This is a genomic window from Microbacterium sp. NPDC090281 (assembly GCF_044769635.1).
GTDB lineage: Bacteria > Actinomycetota > Actinomycetes > Actinomycetales > Microbacteriaceae > Microbacterium.
Map to the genome: position 1 here is coordinate 2,229,049 of NZ_JBIVYH010000001.1, position 17,327 is coordinate 2,246,375.

At 67.1% G+C, this 17,327-nt stretch carries 14 protein-coding genes; 13 read left to right on the forward strand and 1 reads right to left on the reverse strand.

The window, feature by feature from the left end; all coding sequences use genetic code 11:
* The first annotated feature begins 46 nt into the window (after positions 1-46).
* From ACIQTX_RS10690 to ACIQTX_RS10720, 7 genes are all read left to right on the forward strand, one after another.
* A complete protein-coding gene (locus ACIQTX_RS10690; protein ID WP_402971993.1) occupies positions 47-1,453 on the forward strand; it encodes a trehalose-6-phosphate synthase in 1,407 nt (468 codons plus the stop codon).
* A 53-nt stretch (positions 1,454-1,506) separates the two neighbouring features.
* Complete coding sequence (gene otsB / locus ACIQTX_RS10695; RefSeq protein WP_105525519.1) at positions 1,507-2,304, forward strand: trehalose-phosphatase; 798 nt, start codon at positions 1,507-1,509, stop codon at positions 2,302-2,304.
* Positions 2,305-2,313: 9 nt separating this feature from the next.
* Positions 2,314-4,032 carry a dihydroxy-acid dehydratase gene (gene ilvD, locus ACIQTX_RS10700; protein WP_028502763.1) on the forward strand — a complete coding sequence of 573 codons (1,719 nt, stop codon included), beginning with the start codon at positions 2,314-2,316 and terminating at the stop codon, positions 4,030-4,032.
* Positions 4,033-4,083: 51 nt separating this feature from the next.
* Complete coding sequence (locus tag ACIQTX_RS10705) at positions 4,084-5,886, forward strand: acetolactate synthase large subunit (protein WP_105525518.1); 1,803 nt, start codon at positions 4,084-4,086, stop codon at positions 5,884-5,886.
* Between the two features lie 3 nt (positions 5,887-5,889).
* Positions 5,890-6,399: an acetolactate synthase small subunit gene (gene ilvN, locus ACIQTX_RS10710; protein WP_017830816.1), complete on the forward strand. Its 510-nt coding sequence runs from the start codon at positions 5,890-5,892 to the stop codon at positions 6,397-6,399.
* Between the two features lie 79 nt (positions 6,400-6,478).
* Positions 6,479-7,507, forward strand: coding sequence for a ketol-acid reductoisomerase (gene ilvC / locus ACIQTX_RS10715; protein ID WP_036274380.1), 1,029 nt, complete (start codon positions 6,479-6,481; stop codon positions 7,505-7,507).
* A gap of 94 nt (positions 7,508-7,601) precedes the next feature.
* The gene (locus tag ACIQTX_RS10720; protein WP_402971997.1) at positions 7,602-8,876 is read left to right on the forward strand and encodes an alpha-L-fucosidase; all 1,275 of its coding nucleotides are present in this window, start codon (positions 7,602-7,604) and stop codon (positions 8,874-8,876) included.
* A gap of 19 nt (positions 8,877-8,895) precedes the next feature.
* Here ACIQTX_RS10720 and ACIQTX_RS10725 read toward each other — a convergent pair whose 3' ends face one another.
* Complete coding sequence (locus ACIQTX_RS10725) at positions 8,896-10,047, reverse strand: ROK family transcriptional regulator (protein ID WP_105525516.1); 1,152 nt, start codon at positions 10,045-10,047, stop codon at positions 8,896-8,898.
* Between the two features lie 201 nt (positions 10,048-10,248).
* Between ACIQTX_RS10725 and ACIQTX_RS10730 the strand changes: the two genes are divergently transcribed.
* From ACIQTX_RS10730 to ACIQTX_RS10755, 6 genes are all read left to right on the forward strand, one after another.
* Complete coding sequence (locus ACIQTX_RS10730) at positions 10,249-11,508, forward strand: ABC transporter substrate-binding protein (RefSeq protein WP_402971999.1); 1,260 nt, start codon at positions 10,249-10,251, stop codon at positions 11,506-11,508.
* A 50-nt stretch (positions 11,509-11,558) separates the two neighbouring features.
* Entirely contained in the window at positions 11,559-12,464 is a 906-nt protein-coding gene (locus ACIQTX_RS10735) for a carbohydrate ABC transporter permease (RefSeq protein WP_402972001.1), read from the forward strand.
* The gene (locus tag ACIQTX_RS10740) at positions 12,454-13,362 is read left to right on the forward strand and encodes a carbohydrate ABC transporter permease (protein ID WP_402972003.1); all 909 of its coding nucleotides are present in this window, start codon (positions 12,454-12,456) and stop codon (positions 13,360-13,362) included. Before ACIQTX_RS10735 ends, ACIQTX_RS10740 begins: the two co-directional genes overlap by 11 nt.
* Before the next feature lie 29 nt (positions 13,363-13,391).
* On the forward strand, positions 13,392-14,339 hold the full coding sequence (locus ACIQTX_RS10745; RefSeq protein ID WP_402972005.1) for an ROK family protein: 948 nt from the start codon (positions 13,392-13,394) through the stop codon (positions 14,337-14,339).
* Between the two features lie 66 nt (positions 14,340-14,405).
* Positions 14,406-15,950, forward strand: coding sequence for a M81 family metallopeptidase (locus tag ACIQTX_RS10750; RefSeq protein WP_402973030.1), 1,545 nt, complete (start codon positions 14,406-14,408; stop codon positions 15,948-15,950).
* Positions 15,947-17,287: an alpha-L-fucosidase gene (locus ACIQTX_RS10755; protein WP_402972007.1), complete on the forward strand. Its 1,341-nt coding sequence runs from the start codon at positions 15,947-15,949 to the stop codon at positions 17,285-17,287. The genes ACIQTX_RS10750 and ACIQTX_RS10755 overlap by 4 nt, the downstream gene beginning before the upstream one ends.
* The last annotated feature ends 40 nt before the right edge of the window (positions 17,288-17,327 follow it).

A 17,327-nucleotide genomic window follows, 5' to 3' on the forward strand; every position in this document is an offset into this window, starting at 1 on the left:
CCATCCTGGGTAGGTTGGATACAACCGCTGGTGTGAGGAGTCCCACTTGACAGCTGCAGATTTCGTCGTCGTCGCCAACCGGCTGCCCGTCGACCGGGTGGAAGGACCTGACGGCGAGGAGGTCTGGCGGACATCGCCAGGTGGACTGGTCGCTGCCCTCGAACCGATGATGCGCAATGTCAACGGCGCGTGGGTCGGCTGGGCAGGACAAGCCGACGTCGAGCTCGAGCCGTTCGAGGCGGGCGGGATCCGGCTGATCCCCGTGGCACTCAGTGCCGAGGAGGTCGCGGAGTACTACGAGGGCTTCGCCAATGACACGATCTGGCCGCTGTACCACGACGTCATCGCCCCGCCGCAGTACCACCGAGAGTGGTGGGATGCGTATGTGACAGTGAACCGCCGCTTCGCAGAGGCCGCGGCTGCCACCGCAGCGCCCGAAGGCACGGTCTGGGTGCATGACTACCAGTTGCAGCTCGTCCCGCAGATGGTGCGGGAGCTGCGTCCGGACGTCACGATCGGGTATTTCCACCACATCCCGTTCCCCGCCCACGGCCTGTACGCGCAGCTGCCCTGGCGTGATCAGGTGCTGCGCGGACTGCTCGGTGCCGACGTCATCGGCTTCCAGCGTGCGCAGGACGCCACGTACTTCCTTACCGCCGTGCGGCGGCGACTGCGCTACGAGGTCAAAGGCGCGCACGTCTCCGTCCCCGATGGCGATGGAGTGCGCACGGCGATGGCGCGGGCGTTCCCGATCTCCATCGACACCACGCCGTATCTCGAGCTCGCCGCGAGGGAAGACGTCCGCGCGCGCGCAGCCGAGATCCGTGCGAGCCTCGGCAACCCCAAGCGCATCCTGCTCGGGGTCGACCGGCTCGACTACACCAAGGGCATTCGCCACCGGATCAAGGCCTACGGCGAACTGCTCGCGGAAGGGCGTCTGAAGGTCGAAGACGTCACCCTCGTCCAGGTCGCAAGTCCCAGCAGGGAGCGCGTCGACGCCTACGTGCACCTGCGGGACGAAATCGAGCTCGCCGTCAGCCGCATCAACGGCGACACCGACACGATGGGGCACTCCGCGATCCGCTATCTGCACCAGGGGTTCCCGCGCGAAGAGATGGTCGCGCTGTACCTGGCTGCCGACGTGATGCTCGTGACCGCCTTGCGCGACGGCATGAATCTCGTCGCCAAGGAATACGTCGCGACCCGCGTCGACGATCGCGGTGTACTGGTCCTCAGCGAGTTCACCGGAGCTGCCGACGAACTGCGGCAAGCGGTGCGGGTCAACCCGCACGACATCGAGGGCCTCAAGGACGCGATCATGACGGCGGTCGAGATGACGCCGACCGAGCAGGGGCGCCGAATGAGATCACTTCGGCGACGCGTGCTGGACAACGACGTCGATGCCTGGTCATCGTCGTTCCTGGCAGCCCTCTCCGAGGTCCGTGGCCGCTGAGCGCTCGCGCGGCCGCGATACTGAGAACCACCCCCCTGCGATAGGAGAAATCTGTGACGCGCCCTTGGACCCCCGGAACAGTCGACGACGACCTGACCACGCTCGCCGCCACGCCGCGGTTGGTGGTGGCCCTCGACTTCGATGGGACCGCCTCACCCCTGGTCGCCGATCCGATGGCTGCGAGGGCACTTCCGGAAGTCGCCACCCAGGTCGAGCGGCTGGCGGCATTGCCCGACACGGTCGTCGCCTACGTCTCCGGACGCAGCATGCACGACCTGAGGGTGATCACCGAGCACACCGACGACTCGGCGATCGCACTCGCCGGCTCGCACGGCGCTCAGTACTGGTTCCCCGGAGAAGGCGACGCCGACGCCCCGGGCGAGGCCACCGAGGAAGGCGCTCGCGAGGAGCTCTGGGCAGCTGCGAAGCCGATCATCGAGCGCTTCGAGGGTGCCGAGTTCGAGCCCAAGACGTTCGGGATGGGCGTGCACACCCGACGCGCCGACCGAGAGACCGAGGAGCGCGTCTTCGCGGAGATCGACGCACTCGTCGCCGAGCGCTTCCCGCACTGGCGGCGGCGTGCGGGGCATCGGGTGCTGGAGTTCTCCTCGCGTACCGAGGGCAAGGACGCGGCGATGTCGGCGCTCAGAGAGCGATTCGACGCCACCGGCATCCTGTTCGCCGGCGACGACGTGACGGATGAGGATGCGATGCGAGTGCTGCAGCCCGGCGACCTCGGCGTGCGTGTCGGTCCGGGCGAGAGCGTGGCGACCCTGCGTGTGGACACTCCACAAGAGATCGCCGCGCTTCTGGAGGCGTTGGCGGACGAACGTACCTCTGCGCGGCAATAGACTTCCGTCATGTCCTCGCATGATCCCTCCAGCAGCGCACCCATCGACATCAAGCCCCGCAGCCGCGTCGTCACCGACGGCATCGAGGCTACGACCTCCCGAGGCATGCTCCGTGCCGTCGGCATGGGCGACGCGGACTGGGACAAACCGCAGATCGGCATCGCCTCCAGCTGGAACGAGATCACTCCCTGCAACCTGAGCCTCGACCGGCTCGCGCAGGGCGCGAAGGAGGGCGTGCATTCGGGTGGGGGATACCCGCTGCAGTTCGGCACGATCTCCGTCTCGGACGGCATCTCCATGGGCCACGAGGGGATGCACTTCTCGCTCGTCTCGCGCGAGGTCATCGCGGACTCCGTAGAGACCGTGATGATGGCCGAGCGACTCGACGGCTCCGTCCTGCTCGCCGGCTGCGACAAGTCGATCCCCGGCATGTTGATGGCCAGCGCCCGCCTCGACCTCTCCAGCGTCTTCCTGTACGCCGGATCGATCGCTCCCGGCTGGGTCAAGCTCTCCGACGGCACGGAGAAGGACGTCACGATCATCGACTCGTTCGAGGCCGTCGGCGCCTGCCGCGCGGGTCTCATGAGCGAGGAAGACCTCAAGCGCATCGAGTGTGCCATCGCCCCCGGCGAAGGCGCCTGCGGCGGCATGTACACGGCCAACACGATGGCGTCGGTCGCCGAGGCCCTCGGACTCAGCCTCCCGGGCTCGGCAGCACCTCCCGCGGCTGATCGCCGCCGCGACTACTTCGCCCACCGCTCGGGCGAGGCAGTGGTCAATCTCCTGCGACAGGGGATCACGACCCGCGACATCCTCACCAAGGAGGCGTTCGAGAACGCTATCGCGCTGGCGATGGCTCTCGGCGGCTCCACGAACGTGGTGCTGCACCTGCTCGCGATCGCCCGTGAGGCCGATGTCGAGCTGAGCCTGCACGACTTCAACCGCATCGGCGACAAGGTTCCGCACGTCGCCGACATGAAGCCCTTCGGCAAGTACGTCATGAACGACGTCGACCGTCACGGCGGTATCCCGGTCATCATGAAGGCGATGCTGGACGAGGGCCTGCTTCACGGCGATGCTCTCACCGTCACGGGTAAGACGCTCGCCGAGAACCTCGCGGACCTTGACCCGCAGCCGATCGACGGCGAGGTCATCCACACGTTCGACAACCCGATCCACGCGACCGGCGGGCTCACGATCCTGCACGGATCGCTCGCTCCTGAGGGCGCGGTCGTCAAGACCGCCGGCTTCGATGCCGCCGTCTTCGAGGGCCCGGCTCGGGTGTTCGAGCGCGAGCGCGCAGCGATGGATGCCGTCGCAGACGGTGAGATCGAACCCGGCACCGTCATCGTCATCCGCTACGAAGGCCCCAAGGGCGGACCCGGCATGCGCGAGATGCTCGCCATCACCGCGGCCATCAAGGGCGCGGGGCTCGGAAAAGATGTACTACTCTTGACTGACGGACGATTCTCAGGCGGCACAACCGGCCTGTGCATCGGCCACATAGCACCCGAAGCGGTGGACGCAGGTCCTATCGCCTTCGTGCGCGATGGTGATCTGATACGGGTCGATATCGCAGCTCGCTCTCTCGACCTACTCGTCGACGAAGCTGAGCTCGCCTCCCGCCGCTCTGGCTGGGAGCCACTTCCCCCGCGCTACACCCGAGGCGTTCTTGCCAAGTATTCGCGCCTCGTGCGGTCCGCCGCCGAGGGAGCGACCACCGGCTGATCCGGACGCTCCGGCATCCGGCGTCCTCCACAGATCATCAGAAGGAAACTCATGACTGCTGATTCCGCCCCGGCCGTGCCGAGGCCACCCGCCCGTCAATCCTCTGCCCCGGAGATCTCGGGTGCCGAAGCCGTCGTCCGCTCGCTCGAGCTCCTGGGTGTGACCGACGTGTTCGGGCTTCCGGGTGGAGCGATCCTCCCGGTCTATGACCCGCTGATGGATGCAGTGGACCTGCGCCATATCCTGGTGCGGCATGAGCAGGGTGCCGGCCACGCGGCCGAGGGCTACGCGTCCGCATCCGGCAAGGTGGGTGTCTGCATCGCGACGTCCGGCCCCGGTGCCACGAACCTCGTCACCGCGATCGCCGACGCATACATGGACTCGGTGCCGATGCTGGCCATCACCGGCCAGGTGTTCTCGACGCTGATGGGAACCGACGCGTTCCAGGAAGCCGACATCGTGGGCATCACGATGCCGATCACGAAGCACTCGTTCCTGGTGAAGGACGCCGCTGACATCCCCGCTGCAATCGCTGCTGCCTACGAGATCGCCGGTACGGGTCGCCCCGGGCCGGTTCTCGTCGACATCACGAAGGACGCTCAGCAGGCGATGGCGCCCTTCGTCTGGCCGCCCAAGATCGACCTTCCCGGTTATCGTCCGGTGACCAAGGCGCACGGCAAGCAGATCCAGGCAGCTGCTGCACTGCTCGCCACAGCCAAGAAGCCGGTTCTGTACGTCGGCGGCGGTGTGATCCGCGGCAAGGCATCGGCCGAGCTCCTCGAGCTCGCTGAGTCGACGGGTGCGCCGGTGGTCACCACGCTGATGGCCCGCGGCGCGTTCCCCGACTCGCACCCGCAGCACCTGGGCATGCCGGGGATGCACGGTACGGTCCCGGCCGTGCTGGCGCTGCAGGAGGCCGACCTCCTGGTGTCGCTCGGCGCCCGGTTCGACGACCGCGTGACCGGCAAGGCGGCACTCTTCGCCCCCAACGCCAAGGTCGTTCACGTCGACATCGACCCTGCCGAGATCTCCAAGATCCGCACCGCCGATGTCCCGATCGTCGGCGACGTGCGCGATGTGCTCACCGACCTCGATGCGGCCTTCCGCGGCGCGACCGCCGACACCAAGCCCGACATCGAGGAGTGGTGGTCGTACCTCGACGGGCTGCGCACCGAGTTCCCGCTCGGCTACGCGCCGACGACGGACGGCCTCCTCGCCCCCCAGTACGTGATCCAGCGGATCGGTGAGCTCACCGGGCCTGAGGGCATCTACGCCTCCGGCGTCGGGCAGCACCAGATGTGGGCTGCGCAGTTCATCAAGTACGAGCGCCCCAACGCCTGGCTGAACTCCGGTGGTGCCGGCACCATGGGATACTCGGTCCCCGCGGCGATGGGCGCGAAGGTCGCCGAACCGGATCGTCCTGTCTGGGCGATCGACGGCGACGGCTGCTTCCAGATGACCAACCAGGAACTCGCGACCTGCACGATCAACAACATCCCGATCAAGGTCGCGATCATCAACAACTCGTCGCTGGGCATGGTGCGCCAGTGGCAGACGCTGTTCTACGACGGTCGCCACTCGAACACCGACCTCAACACCGGGCACGGCACTGTGCGCATCCCTGACTTCGTCAAGCTCGCCGAGGCCTACGGCTGCCTTGCGATCCGCGTGGAGAAGGAGGAAGAGGTGGACGCCGCCATCAAGCTCGCGCTCGAGACGAACGACCGCCCCGTCGTGATCGACTTCGTCGTGAGTGCCGACTCCATGGTGTGGCCGATGGTGCCGCAGGGCGTCAGCAACAGTTACGTGCAGTACGCCCGCGAACACGCGCCCGAATTCGATGAGGAGGTCTGAGCCATGTCGACCCACGTGCTGAGCCTGCTGGTGGAGAACACCCCCGGCCTTCTCACCCGCGTCGCGGGGCTCTTCGCCCGTCGCGGCTTCAACATCGACTCCCTCGCCGTCGGCGTGACGGAGGTGCCGGGCATCTCCCGTATCACCGTCGTCGTCGACGTGGATGAGCTCCCGCTCGAGCAGGTCACGAAGCAGCTGAACAAGCTGATCAACGTGATCAAGATCGTCGAGCTCGACTTCGCCACCTCGGTGCAGCGCGAGCACATGCTCGTGAAGGTGCGCACCGACAACGCCACGCGCTCGAACGTGATCGAGGTGGTGAACCTCTTCCGCGCATCCGTGGTCGACTACGCCTCCGATGCGCTCGTGATCGAGGTGACCGGCGACAAGGGCAAGGTCGATGCGATGCTGCGCGCACTCGAGCCCTTCGGCATCAAGGAGATCGCGCAGTCCGGCCTTCTCGCGATCGGCCGCGGCGGCAAGAGCATCACCGAACGCGTCCTGCGCGGCTGACCAACCTGACTACCGAGTTTTCGCCGCTCACCGAGCACGCGAAGCAAGACGAAACGCAAAGAACAAGGAGAAACACAAAGTGAGCACCGAGATCTTCTACGACGCAGATGCAGACCTGTCCCTCATCCAGGGCAAGAAGGTCGCGATCGTCGGCTACGGATCGCAGGGCCACGCCCACGCGCAGAACCTGCGCGACTCGGGTGTCGAGGTCGCGATCGCCCTCAAGGAGGGCTCCAAGTCCGCCGCCAAGGCCGAGGAGGCCGGTTTCCCGGTCAAGACCGTCGCCGAGGCCACCGAGTGGGCCGACGTGATCATGATCCTCGCGCCGGACCAGCACCAGCGCATCATCTACAGCGAGTCCATCGCGCCGAACCTCACGGCAGGCAAGACGCTCGCCTTCGCACACGGCTTCAACATCCGCTTCGGCTACATCGACGCTCCCGAGGGCGTCGACGTCATCCTCGTCGCCCCGAAGGCGCCGGGTCACACGGTCCGCCGCGAGTTCGTCGCAGGCCGCGGCATCCCGGACATCATCGCCGTCGAGCAGGACGCTTCCGGCAAGGCCTGGGACCTCGCGCTCTCGTACGCGAAGGCCATCGGCGGCACCCGCGCCGGCGTCATCAAGACGACCTTCACCGAAGAGACCGAGACCGACCTGTTCGGCGAGCAGGCTGTGCTCTGCGGTGGCGTGAGCCACCTGGTGCAGGCCGGCTTCGAGACGCTGACCGAGGCGGGCTACCAGCCGCAGATCGCCTACTTCGAGGTGCTGCACGAGCTCAAGCTCATCGTCGACCTGATGTGGGAGGGCGGCATCGCCAAGCAGCGCTGGTCGATCTCCGACACGGCCGAGTTCGGTGACTACGTCTCCGGTCCCCGCGTCATCGACGAGCGCGTCAAGGAGAGCATGCAGGGCGTGCTCGCCGACATCCAGTCCGGCGCCTTCGCGAAGCGCTTCATCGATGACCAGGACAACGGTGCGGAGGAGTTCCTGGCGCTGCGCGCCAAGGAGGAGCAGCACCCGATCGAGGTCACCGGCAAGGAGCTGCGTTCGCTCTTCGCCTGGAAGCAGCAGGACGAGGATTACATCGACGGCAGCGCAGCGCGCTGATTCGATTCTCGAAACAACGGGCGTCCCCTCGGGGGCGCCCGTTCTTCGTTGTCGGGGCTCTGGCGCGACCTAAACATCCGATGTCTATGCCAGGATGGAAGCCATGCGACAGGAATGGTTTGATCAGGCCCGGTTCGGCATGTTCGTCCACTTCGGCCTCTACAGCGGGGCCGCGCGGCACGAATGGGTGCAGAACTACGAGCGCCTCACCGACGAGGACTACCGGCAGTACTTCGAGCACTTCGACCCCGATCTCTTCGACGCCGCTGCGCTCGCGCGCACAGCGAAGGAGACGGGTATGGGATACGTGGTGCTCACGACGAAGCACCACGACGGCTTCTGCCTGTGGGACTCGAGGCTGACCGACTTCACGTCCGTCGCGAACACAGGACGCGACCTCGTGCGCGAATACGTCGATGCGCTCCGGGCCGAGGGGATCAAGGTCGGGCTCTACCACTCGGTGATCGACTGGCATCACCCGGACTTCACGGTGGATTGGAATCATCCTCGTCGTGATGACGAGGGCGCGCACGAGCTGAACGTCGGGCGCGACATGGCTGCATATCGTGCTTATCTGCATGGTCAGGTGCGGGAGCTCCTCACGGAGTACGGCGACATCGACTACCTGTTCTTCGACTTCACGTATCCCGAGGAGAAGGACGGCTGGGCCGGCAAGGGGCCGGAGGACTGGGACGCGACCGCACTGCTTGCCCTGTGCCGTGGGCTGCAGCCGGACATGCTCGTGAACGATCGTCTCGGCATCCCGGCCGACTTCGTCACGCCCGAGCAGTACCAGCCGACCGCGCCGATCGTGCGTGACGGCGTGCCACTGATCTGGGAAGCCTGCCAGACCCTCAACGGCTCCTGGGGTTACCACCGTGACAACACCGACCAGAAGTCGCCCACGCTGCTCGTGCAGATGCTGGTCGACTCGGTGTCGATGGGCGGCAACATGCTGCTGAATATCGGTCCGGACGGTCGCGGGGCGATCGCACCGCGCGATGCGCAGACGCTGGGGGAGATCGGCGAATGGATGCGCCTGCATCGCAGTGCTGTGGTCGGCGCGGGGCACGCTCCGTTCACGCCGCCGCGTGAAGGCGTGTACACCCGACGTGGGAATCGCCTCTACCTGAGTCTCTTCAGCTGGCCGATGGGCTTCGTGCATTTGCCGGAGCTCGCCGGAAAGGTCTCCTACGCGCGGCTGCTCAACGACGGGTCCTGGCTCAAGACGAGTGTGTCCGACCCCGACCGTGAGGCGGATCTGATGACACCGGCCGGCGAGGCGGAGGGGACGCTGACCGTGCATCTGCCGGTGCGCCGCCCCGACGTGCTGGTCCCCGTGATCGAGCTGACGCTGATCGAGGACTGATCCGAGTCGTGGCGGCGGATCAGGCCGTCGCCACGGGGATGTCCATGCCCTCGAGCGCGAGGCGCGCGGCGCCGTGCAGGATCGCGTCGGCTCCGGTGGTCGCCGCCTCGATCTGCAGGCGCTGGGTCGCGAGCGGGTGGCATGCCTCGTACACGCGGCTGCGGACGGCCGCGATGAACGGTTCTGACGCGCTCATGCTGCCGGTCAGGAACACCGCGTGCGGGTTGAAGAAGTTGACCACGCCGGAGAGCGCTTGTCCGAGGTGAGTCCCGGCAGTGCGGACCAGCGTCGTGGCCAGGGGGTCCGCGTCGCGGGCGAGGCTGAGCACGTCGGTCGTCGTGTGCACGGTCTCGATACCGCGGTCGCGCATCTGGCGCACGAGGCTCGCACCGCTGGCCACCGTCTCGAGACAGCCGGTGTTGCCGCACGAGCAGGGGATGTCTCCGCTCCCGTCGATACGGGTGTGTGTGATGTCGCCGGCGGCAGAGGTCGCCCCGCGATGCACCCGGCCGTCGACGATGATTCCGCTGCCGATCGCGGTTCCCGCCTTCACCGTGATGCTGTGGCCTGTGTGCCCGAACCGTTCTCGGTGCTCGCCGAGGGCGGCGAGGTTGGCGTCGTTGTCGACCGCGACGGGGACGCCATAACGCGCGGAGAGGTGGTCTCCGACGCGGAAGCCGGGCCACCCGGGCATCCGTGAGGGCTGGTCGACGGAGCCTGTCGCGATGTCGACGGGTCCAGGGAGGCTCACTCCGATCGCGTGCACCTTGCCCGTGGTCGTGAGGCGGTCGAACACCCCGGCGAGACGGTCGAGTGTGGCTTCCGGGCCTTCTGTCACGTCGACGGCGATCGACTCGCTGTCCAGGAGCGCGCCGCTGAGCGAGTGCCTGCCGATCCGGGCATGTCCGCCGCCGATGTCGGCGGTGAGCACGAAGCCGTCGGCGGCGATCTGGAGGACCCGTGGGCGTCGCCCGCCGCGTGACGTGCCGTCTCCGGCTTCGCGGAGCACGCCGGCATCGAGGAGCGCCTGAACGCGGAGTCCGACCGTCGATGCGGCCACACCGAGCAGTGCGGCCAGTTCTGAGCGGGAGCGGGCTTCGCCCCGTGCGACGAGGTCGAGGATCCGTCGCGTCTGCGGATCGTCGACTGCGGTGTCAGCGGAGTTGGTCATGGGAGCACTTTCCTGGTCGGAGCATCGTCAGCGTAGCGGGGGATGGTCGTGTTTCCCGGGAGTTACGAATTATCAAGCTCCGATAAACATCGGATGTTCGGCTTGCGGCCACTTGCGAAGTATGAAACGGTAACTTCATACGAAATCCTACTAGGTTAATTCGAGCCTCGAACTAACCAGTTCCCTTCCAGGAGGCATTCAATGAAGAAGTTGCGTGTAGGGGCTGTGGTCGCCGTCGCAGGCGTCGCAGTCGCGATGACCGGCTGCGCGAGCGGCAGCGGCACGGGCGGTTCCGCCGACGGCGACACGATCGTGGTCGACATGTGGGCGGGGAGTGAGTCCGACGTCGATGCCCTCGAGGCTCAGGTCGCTCTGGCGCAGGAACAGAACCCCGACATCAAGATCAAGCTGCAGACGTCGCCGTGGAGCGACTTCTTCACGAAGCTGACCACGAACATGGCCAGCGGCAACATGGCCTGCGTCACCGGAATGAGCGGCGCGCAGCTCGGCGGCTACACGGGCGGATTCCGCGAGCTGAGCGACGCCGACCTGAAGACGGCCGGCATCGACTGGGCCGAGTTCAACCCCAGTGCCGACGGCATCCTCAGCTTCGAGGGCAAGACCTACGGAGTGCCGTTCGACGTGGCCACCATGCTCGTCTACTACAACCAGGACATGCTGACCGCGACCGGCGCTGCCACCCCCGAGATCGGTTGGACCTTCGACGACTTCGACACCATCGCGGCCGACGCGACGAAGGACGGCAAGTTCGGTTTCGGCATGGGCATGGGCGGTTACCAGTGGATGTCGATGCCGATCGCGTACTCCGCGACGCAGCCGGCTTCCGAGGACGGCACGCTGCACATCGACGAGAAGGCCTTCGTCGATGCTTCGACCTGGTACGCCGAGCTCGTCACCGAGAAGAAGGTCGCCGCCCCCGTGGCATCCGCCTCCGACACCGGCTGGGGCGAGAACCAGTACACCGGCGCCAACGCCGCCATGGCGGTCGATGGAACCTGGAACGCGGTCAGCTACCTCGACAACGAGTCCGGCTTCGCCGCCGGCATGGTCCCGCTGCCCGCGGGTGTCGACGGAAACCCCGGCCCGATCCTCGGCTCGGGATACGGCATCTCGGCGAACTGCAAGAACCCCGAGGACGCACTCAAGGTCATGGGGTCGCTGCTGGGTGAGGACGCACAGGACTACATCGCCTCCTCCGGCCGTTCGTACCCCGCGCGCACGTCTTCGCAGCCGCTGTACTTCGAGTCGATCGACGAGCAGTACCGCGACCAGGTGCAGTCCGTCTTCGAGGCGGCGTTCGCCGACACCGTCCCGCTGTACATGACGAAGAACTGGCAGAAGCTCGACAGCTACATCCAGCCCAACCTCGTCAGCGTCTACAACGGCCAGATGACGATGGAAGAGCTGCTCTCGAACGCGCAGGCGCAGTTCGGCGAGTGACCCGGCTCCGGCCACCGCAGCAGTAACGCAGCAACAGAGAAAGAACTGAGATGACGATCACGACGAGAAGTCGACGATCGCTCGCCAAGGTGGAGGCCGGTCAGGCGCTGGGATTCGCAAGCCCAGCCCTGATCGGGCTCGCCGTGTTCACGATCGTGCCCGTCGGGCTCTCGATCGTGATGAGCGTCTTCGACTGGCCGACCTTCGGCGAGCGGACCTTCAACGGGGTGGACAACTACATCAAGCTGTTCACCAGCAGCCCCGATTTCTGGCCGGCGCTGCGCAACTCGGCGGTGTACACCCTGCTCTACGTGCCGTTGAGCGTCGCTCTCTCGCTCGTGCTCGCCCTCGGCCTCAGCTCGCGCATCCGCGGACGAGGCGCCCTGCGCGTGCTCTTCTTCATCCCCGTCGTGACCCCAATGGTCGCCAACGTGCTGGTGTGGAAGATGATGCTGCAGCCGCAGGGACTCTTCAACGGTCTCTCGCAGACCTGGTTCGGGATCGAGCTGCCGAACTTCCTGGCCGACCCGTCGTGGGCCATGATCATGGTCGTCGTGATGAGTGTCTGGCAGGGACTCGGCTACAACATGTTGATCTTCTCCGCCGCTCTCGAGCAGCTGCCGGAGAGCGTGCTCGAGGCTGCGAGCATCGATGGTGCCCGAGGATTCCGGCGGGTGTGGAGCATCATCATCCCGATGATCTCGCCCTCGATCTTCTTCGCCACCATCATGACGATGATCACCTCCCTGCAGGTGTTCGTGCAGCCGCAGATGCTCACCGGCGGTGGACCGGGCAACGCGACCAAGCCTCTCGTCATGTACATCTGGGAGCAGGGATTCACCTTCGGTGATCTCGGCCTCGCCGCCGCAGCCGCCTGGATCCTGTTCGCGATCATCATCGCGATCACCGGTCTCCAGTTCGCCGCGCAGAAGAAGTGGGTGCACTATGAGCACTGAGACCCTCGTCCGCCCCACGGGTCGTGCCGGCCGCTCCGACCGCGACCGCGCGCGCGGCGCCTCCACGACGCCGGCCGCGCGGGTGCGTCTGATCCTCGCGCACGTCGGCATCTACGTCGCAGCGTTGATCTTCATCTCGCCGTTGATCTACGCCTTCTTCTCGGCGCTGAAGCCGAACGCCGAGATGTTCTCGATGCCGCCGGCCCTCATCGGGTCGGAGTTGCGGTGGAGCAACTTCGTCGACGTCTTCGCGTACGGTCCGTTCCTGACCTACATCATGAACTCCTTCATCGTCGCGATCGGCGGCACGCTCGTCGTGCTGGTCGTCTCGACCACGGCCGGATACGCCTTCGGGCGCCTGCGCTGGAAAGGCCGCGACGCGGTCTTCGTGCTGTTCCTCGCGACGCTCATGGTGCCGGCCGAGGTTCTCGTGATCCCGATGTTCCAGGTGATGCAGTGGTTCAGCTGGGTCGACACCTACCAGGCGCTGATCCTGCCGTTCGCGTTCGGCGCGTTCGGAACGTTCCTGATGCGCCAGTTCTTCCGAGGCATCCCGTACGAGCTCGAAGAGGCGGCCCGCGTCGACGGCGCAGGTCCCGTGCGCTCGTTCGTGCAGATCATCCTGCCGCTGTCGAAGTCGGCGGTGGCCGTGCTGGCCGTGTTCACCTTCCTCTCCTTCTGGAACAGCTACCTGTGGCCGTTGATCGTGACGGTCGACTACAACGCGCACGGCACGCTCCCGGTGGGGCTTGCGAGCTTCGCCGGGCTCACCGGCACGCGGTGGGACCTGCAGATGGCCGCGGCGATCATCTCGATGGTGCCGACGACGATTCTCGTGATCGTGCTGCAGAAGCACCTCGTCAAGGGCATCGCGATGGCAGGACTGGGCGGACGCTGAGCATGGTCGGTCAAGAACACGGGATCACCATGCCCATCTACGCCTCCTCGGGGCCCGGAGCGGGACTGGTCGGGATCGATATCGGCGGCACCAAGATCGCCGCACTCCTCGTCAGCGAAGAGGGCTCGGTGCTCGCAAGGGGGAGTGTTCCCGCTCCCGCCGCTCTCGGCGGAGGCGCGATGGCGGATGCGGCGGCAGGTCTTGTCCGCGCCCTCGTCGCTGAAGCCGACGTGACGCTCGCGGCAGCCGGGGTCGGCGCAGCGGGGGTCATCGACCACGAGACCGGCACGATCAGGGCGGCATCGGCGACCTTCGTCGGGTGGGCGGGCTTTCCGTTGGCGGACGAGCTCGAAGCGCGACTCGGGGTTCCCGTGCGTGTCGAGAACGACGTGAACGCCTTCCTCCTCGGTGAGGCGGCGGCCGATGGCAGGACAGACCGCGACGTGCTCGGCGTCATGCTCGGCACGGGCGTCGGCGGGGCTCTCATCATCGACGGCGAGCTGCACCACGGCCCGCACGGCGCGGCGGGGGAGATCGGTCACACTCCCGGCTACAGCGACCTGGTGTGCACCTGCGGGCAGACCGGACACCTGGAGACCCTCGCATCCGGCACCTCGATCGCGCTGCGCTATCAGGAGCGCACGGCGGGTCAGGTGCTCGATGCCAGGGAGGTCGCGGACCGTGCCCGAAGTGGTGACGCAGATGCGATCGCGGTGTTCGACGCCGCCGGTCGCGCGCTCGCACTCGCCTGTGCCAGCGCGGCCACGATCCTCGATCTGCCGTGTGCGATCGTCGGCGGTGGAGTGACCGCGGCCTGGGATCTCCTCGCGCCGGCGATCACCCGCACTCTGCGCACGGATTCGCCGGTGTCGGGCATTCCGCTGCGCATCATCCCCGCTGTCCTCGGTTCCGATGCCGTCGCACTCGGCGCCATCGAAACCGCCCGCCGCGCCCTCGTGCCGGCCGGCGCACACTGAGCTCGACCCTCGCACTGACAAGGAGCACATCACGTGACCGCACGTCCCGAAGCCCACGAGGTCTGGATGGGTCCTCTTCCGATCGTCGCTGACGGCGGGCTCTCGAGGCCCCGCATCGGCATCGCAGGGATCTCGATCGAGTCGAGCACGTTCTCCCCGCACATCTCCGGGGACGAGGCCTTCACGGTCCGCACCGGAGAGACGCTGCGGGCGTACTACCCCTTCCTCGATGACGGGCGTGAGCTCGCCGCCGCTGCCGAGTGGGTACCGCTCACGCACGGTCGCTCACTGCCCGGAGGCGCCGTGGCGCCAGACACCTATCGGCGGATGAAGGACGCGATCGTCGCGGGCATCCGCGAGCACGGCCCGTTCGACGGGTTCTTCTTCGACATCCACGGCGCGATGAGCGTCGTCGGGATGGACGATGCCGAGGGCGACCTCGCGCTCGCGGTACGTGCGGCGCTCGGCCCGGACACCCTGGTGTCGACCTCGATGGACTTGCACGGCAACGTCTCCGAGGTGCTGCGCGACGCGGTCGATCTGCTGACCTGCTACCGGATGGCGCCGCACGAGGACTGGATGAACACCAAGGAGCGTGCGGTGTGGAACCTGCTCGCCCGGCTGCGAGGGCCGTACGGCACCGACCCGGTGCGTCGCCGCCCCTTCTCGGCGTGGGTGCCTGTCCCGGTGCTGCTGCCCGGCGAGAAGACCAGTACGCGACTCGAACCCGCACGCAGCATCTACGCAGAGCTGCCCGTCATCGAGGCGCTTCCCGGCGTCGTCGACGCCTCGGTCTGGATCGGCTACGCGTGGGCGGATGAGCCGCGGTGCCAGGCGTACGTCGTGGTGACCGGAGACGACGAGAACCTGATCGGGCAGGAGGCGGAGCGCGTCGCGCGGATGTTCTGGGACGCTCGTGAGGACTTCGTGTTCGTGGCCGAGACCGGCTCGCTCGACGAGGCACTCGAGAAGGCCCTCGCTCCGGGCGCGCCACATCCGTACCTGATCTCGGACTCCGGTGACAACCCGACCGCCGGCGGGGCCGGCGATGTGACCTGGACGCTCGCGCACCTGCTCGAGCGTCCGGAGCTCACCGACGGTAGCCGGACCACCCTGGTCGCTTCGATCTTCGATCGCGAGGCCGTCGCGCACGCGGTCGCCGCCGGCGTCGGTGCCGCAGTCACACTCGATGCCGGAGCCGGGGTCGACGCGGGCCCGCATGGCCCTGTGGCGATCACCGGGACCGTATTCTCCATCACCGAGGGCGATTCGGACGCGGGAACACAGGTCGTGATCGAAGTGGGCGGGCTGCACGCCATCATCACGGAGCGCCGTAAGCCGTTCCACCACCTCTCGGACTTCCGGATGCTGGGCCTCGAGCCCACGACCGCCGACATCGTCGTGGTGAAGATCGGCTACCTCGAGCCCGAGCTGTACGAGCTCGCTGCGGGGTGGACCCTCGCTCTGACACCCGGCGGCGTCGACCAGGACCTCCTGCGTCTGGGGCATCACCGCCTGCAGCCCGGTGTCTATCCCTTCGACCTGGACGGGGATCCCGACCTGACAGCGGTGGTCGTCCGCCGCGGAGCCTCCGAGGAGCAGAACGCATGATGAATTTCGAGAAGCGCACGGGTCCGGACTTCGGGGCGAGTGCTCCGGTGTATCCGACGCAGGGTGTGCCCGACTGGTATCGCGACGCGAAGCTCGGCTTCTTCGTGCACTGGGGGCTCTACTCGGTGCCGGCATGGGCGGTGCAGCACGGCGAAGGTGTGAACATCCCCACCGAAGACGCCTATGCCTGGCACCAGTACGCCGAGTGGTACGGCAACACGGTGCGGATCGCGGGCAGCCCGACGTGGGAGCGGCATCAGCAGCTCTTCGGACCGGGCACCTCTTACGAGGACCTGGCGGATCAGTGGGATGCCACGTCCTTCGACGCGGATGCGTTCGTCGGCGAGCTCGTCGGCGCGGGCGCGAAGTACATCGTCCCCACCACGAAGCACCACGAGGGCTTCTGCCTGTGGGACACGGCAACGACCGGCTTCAACGCGGCCGCTCGGGGCCCGCGCCGTGACCTGATCTCCGAGTTCCACGACGCCACCCGTCGAGCGGGCGCGAAGTTCGGCGTCTACTACTCCGGAGCGCTCGACTGGCACGTGAGCGACTTCCCGCCGATCGAGTCCGACACCGATCTGTTCCGCTTCCGCCGCAATGACGCCCACTTCGCCCGGTACTCGGCCGCGCAGCTCGACGAGCTCGTCGCACGATTCTCGCCGGACGTGCTGTGGAACGACATCGAGTGGCCTGATGGGGGCAAGGGTGGGGACGAGTTCGCGGTCGCCGCACTCCTGGAGCGATACTTCGACGCAGTGCCCGATGGCGTGGTCAACGACCGCTGGGGTGTGCCGTACTACGGCTTCCTGACGCGGGAGTACACGGACATCCCCGAGATCATCCCGGAGCCGTGGGAGTCGACGCGCGGCCTCGGCTACTCGTTCGGCTTCAACCAGGCCGAGGACGAGCGGCACTCGCTGTCCGGTGCGGCGCTGATCCGGCTGCTCGTCGACGTCGTGGCGAAGAACGGCAATCTGCTGATCAACGTGGGTCCCGCAGCCGACGGCTCGATCCCGGAGCTGCAGCGGCGTGCGATGCGCGAGCTGGGTGCGTGGTTGCAGACGAACGGCGGCGCGATCTACGGCACGCGTCCGTGGATCCGGATGGGGGAGCGCAACGGCGCCCCGCGTCGCTACACGACCACGGGGTCGACCGTGCACGTGCACGCTCTCGACCCGAGCGTCGGAACGCTCGAACTGCCAGACGAGCTCCTGGCGTCGAACCTGCGCTGGGTCGACGGCAGCATCGTCGAGCGGTCTGTCGACGACAGCACGGTCGTGGTGATCCCCGCAGGGCTCCGCGGCGAGGCTGTCGCGGTCCTTTCCGCAGGCTGAGACGGATCGGATCGCGACGACGTGATGGCCCTCCCGAGCG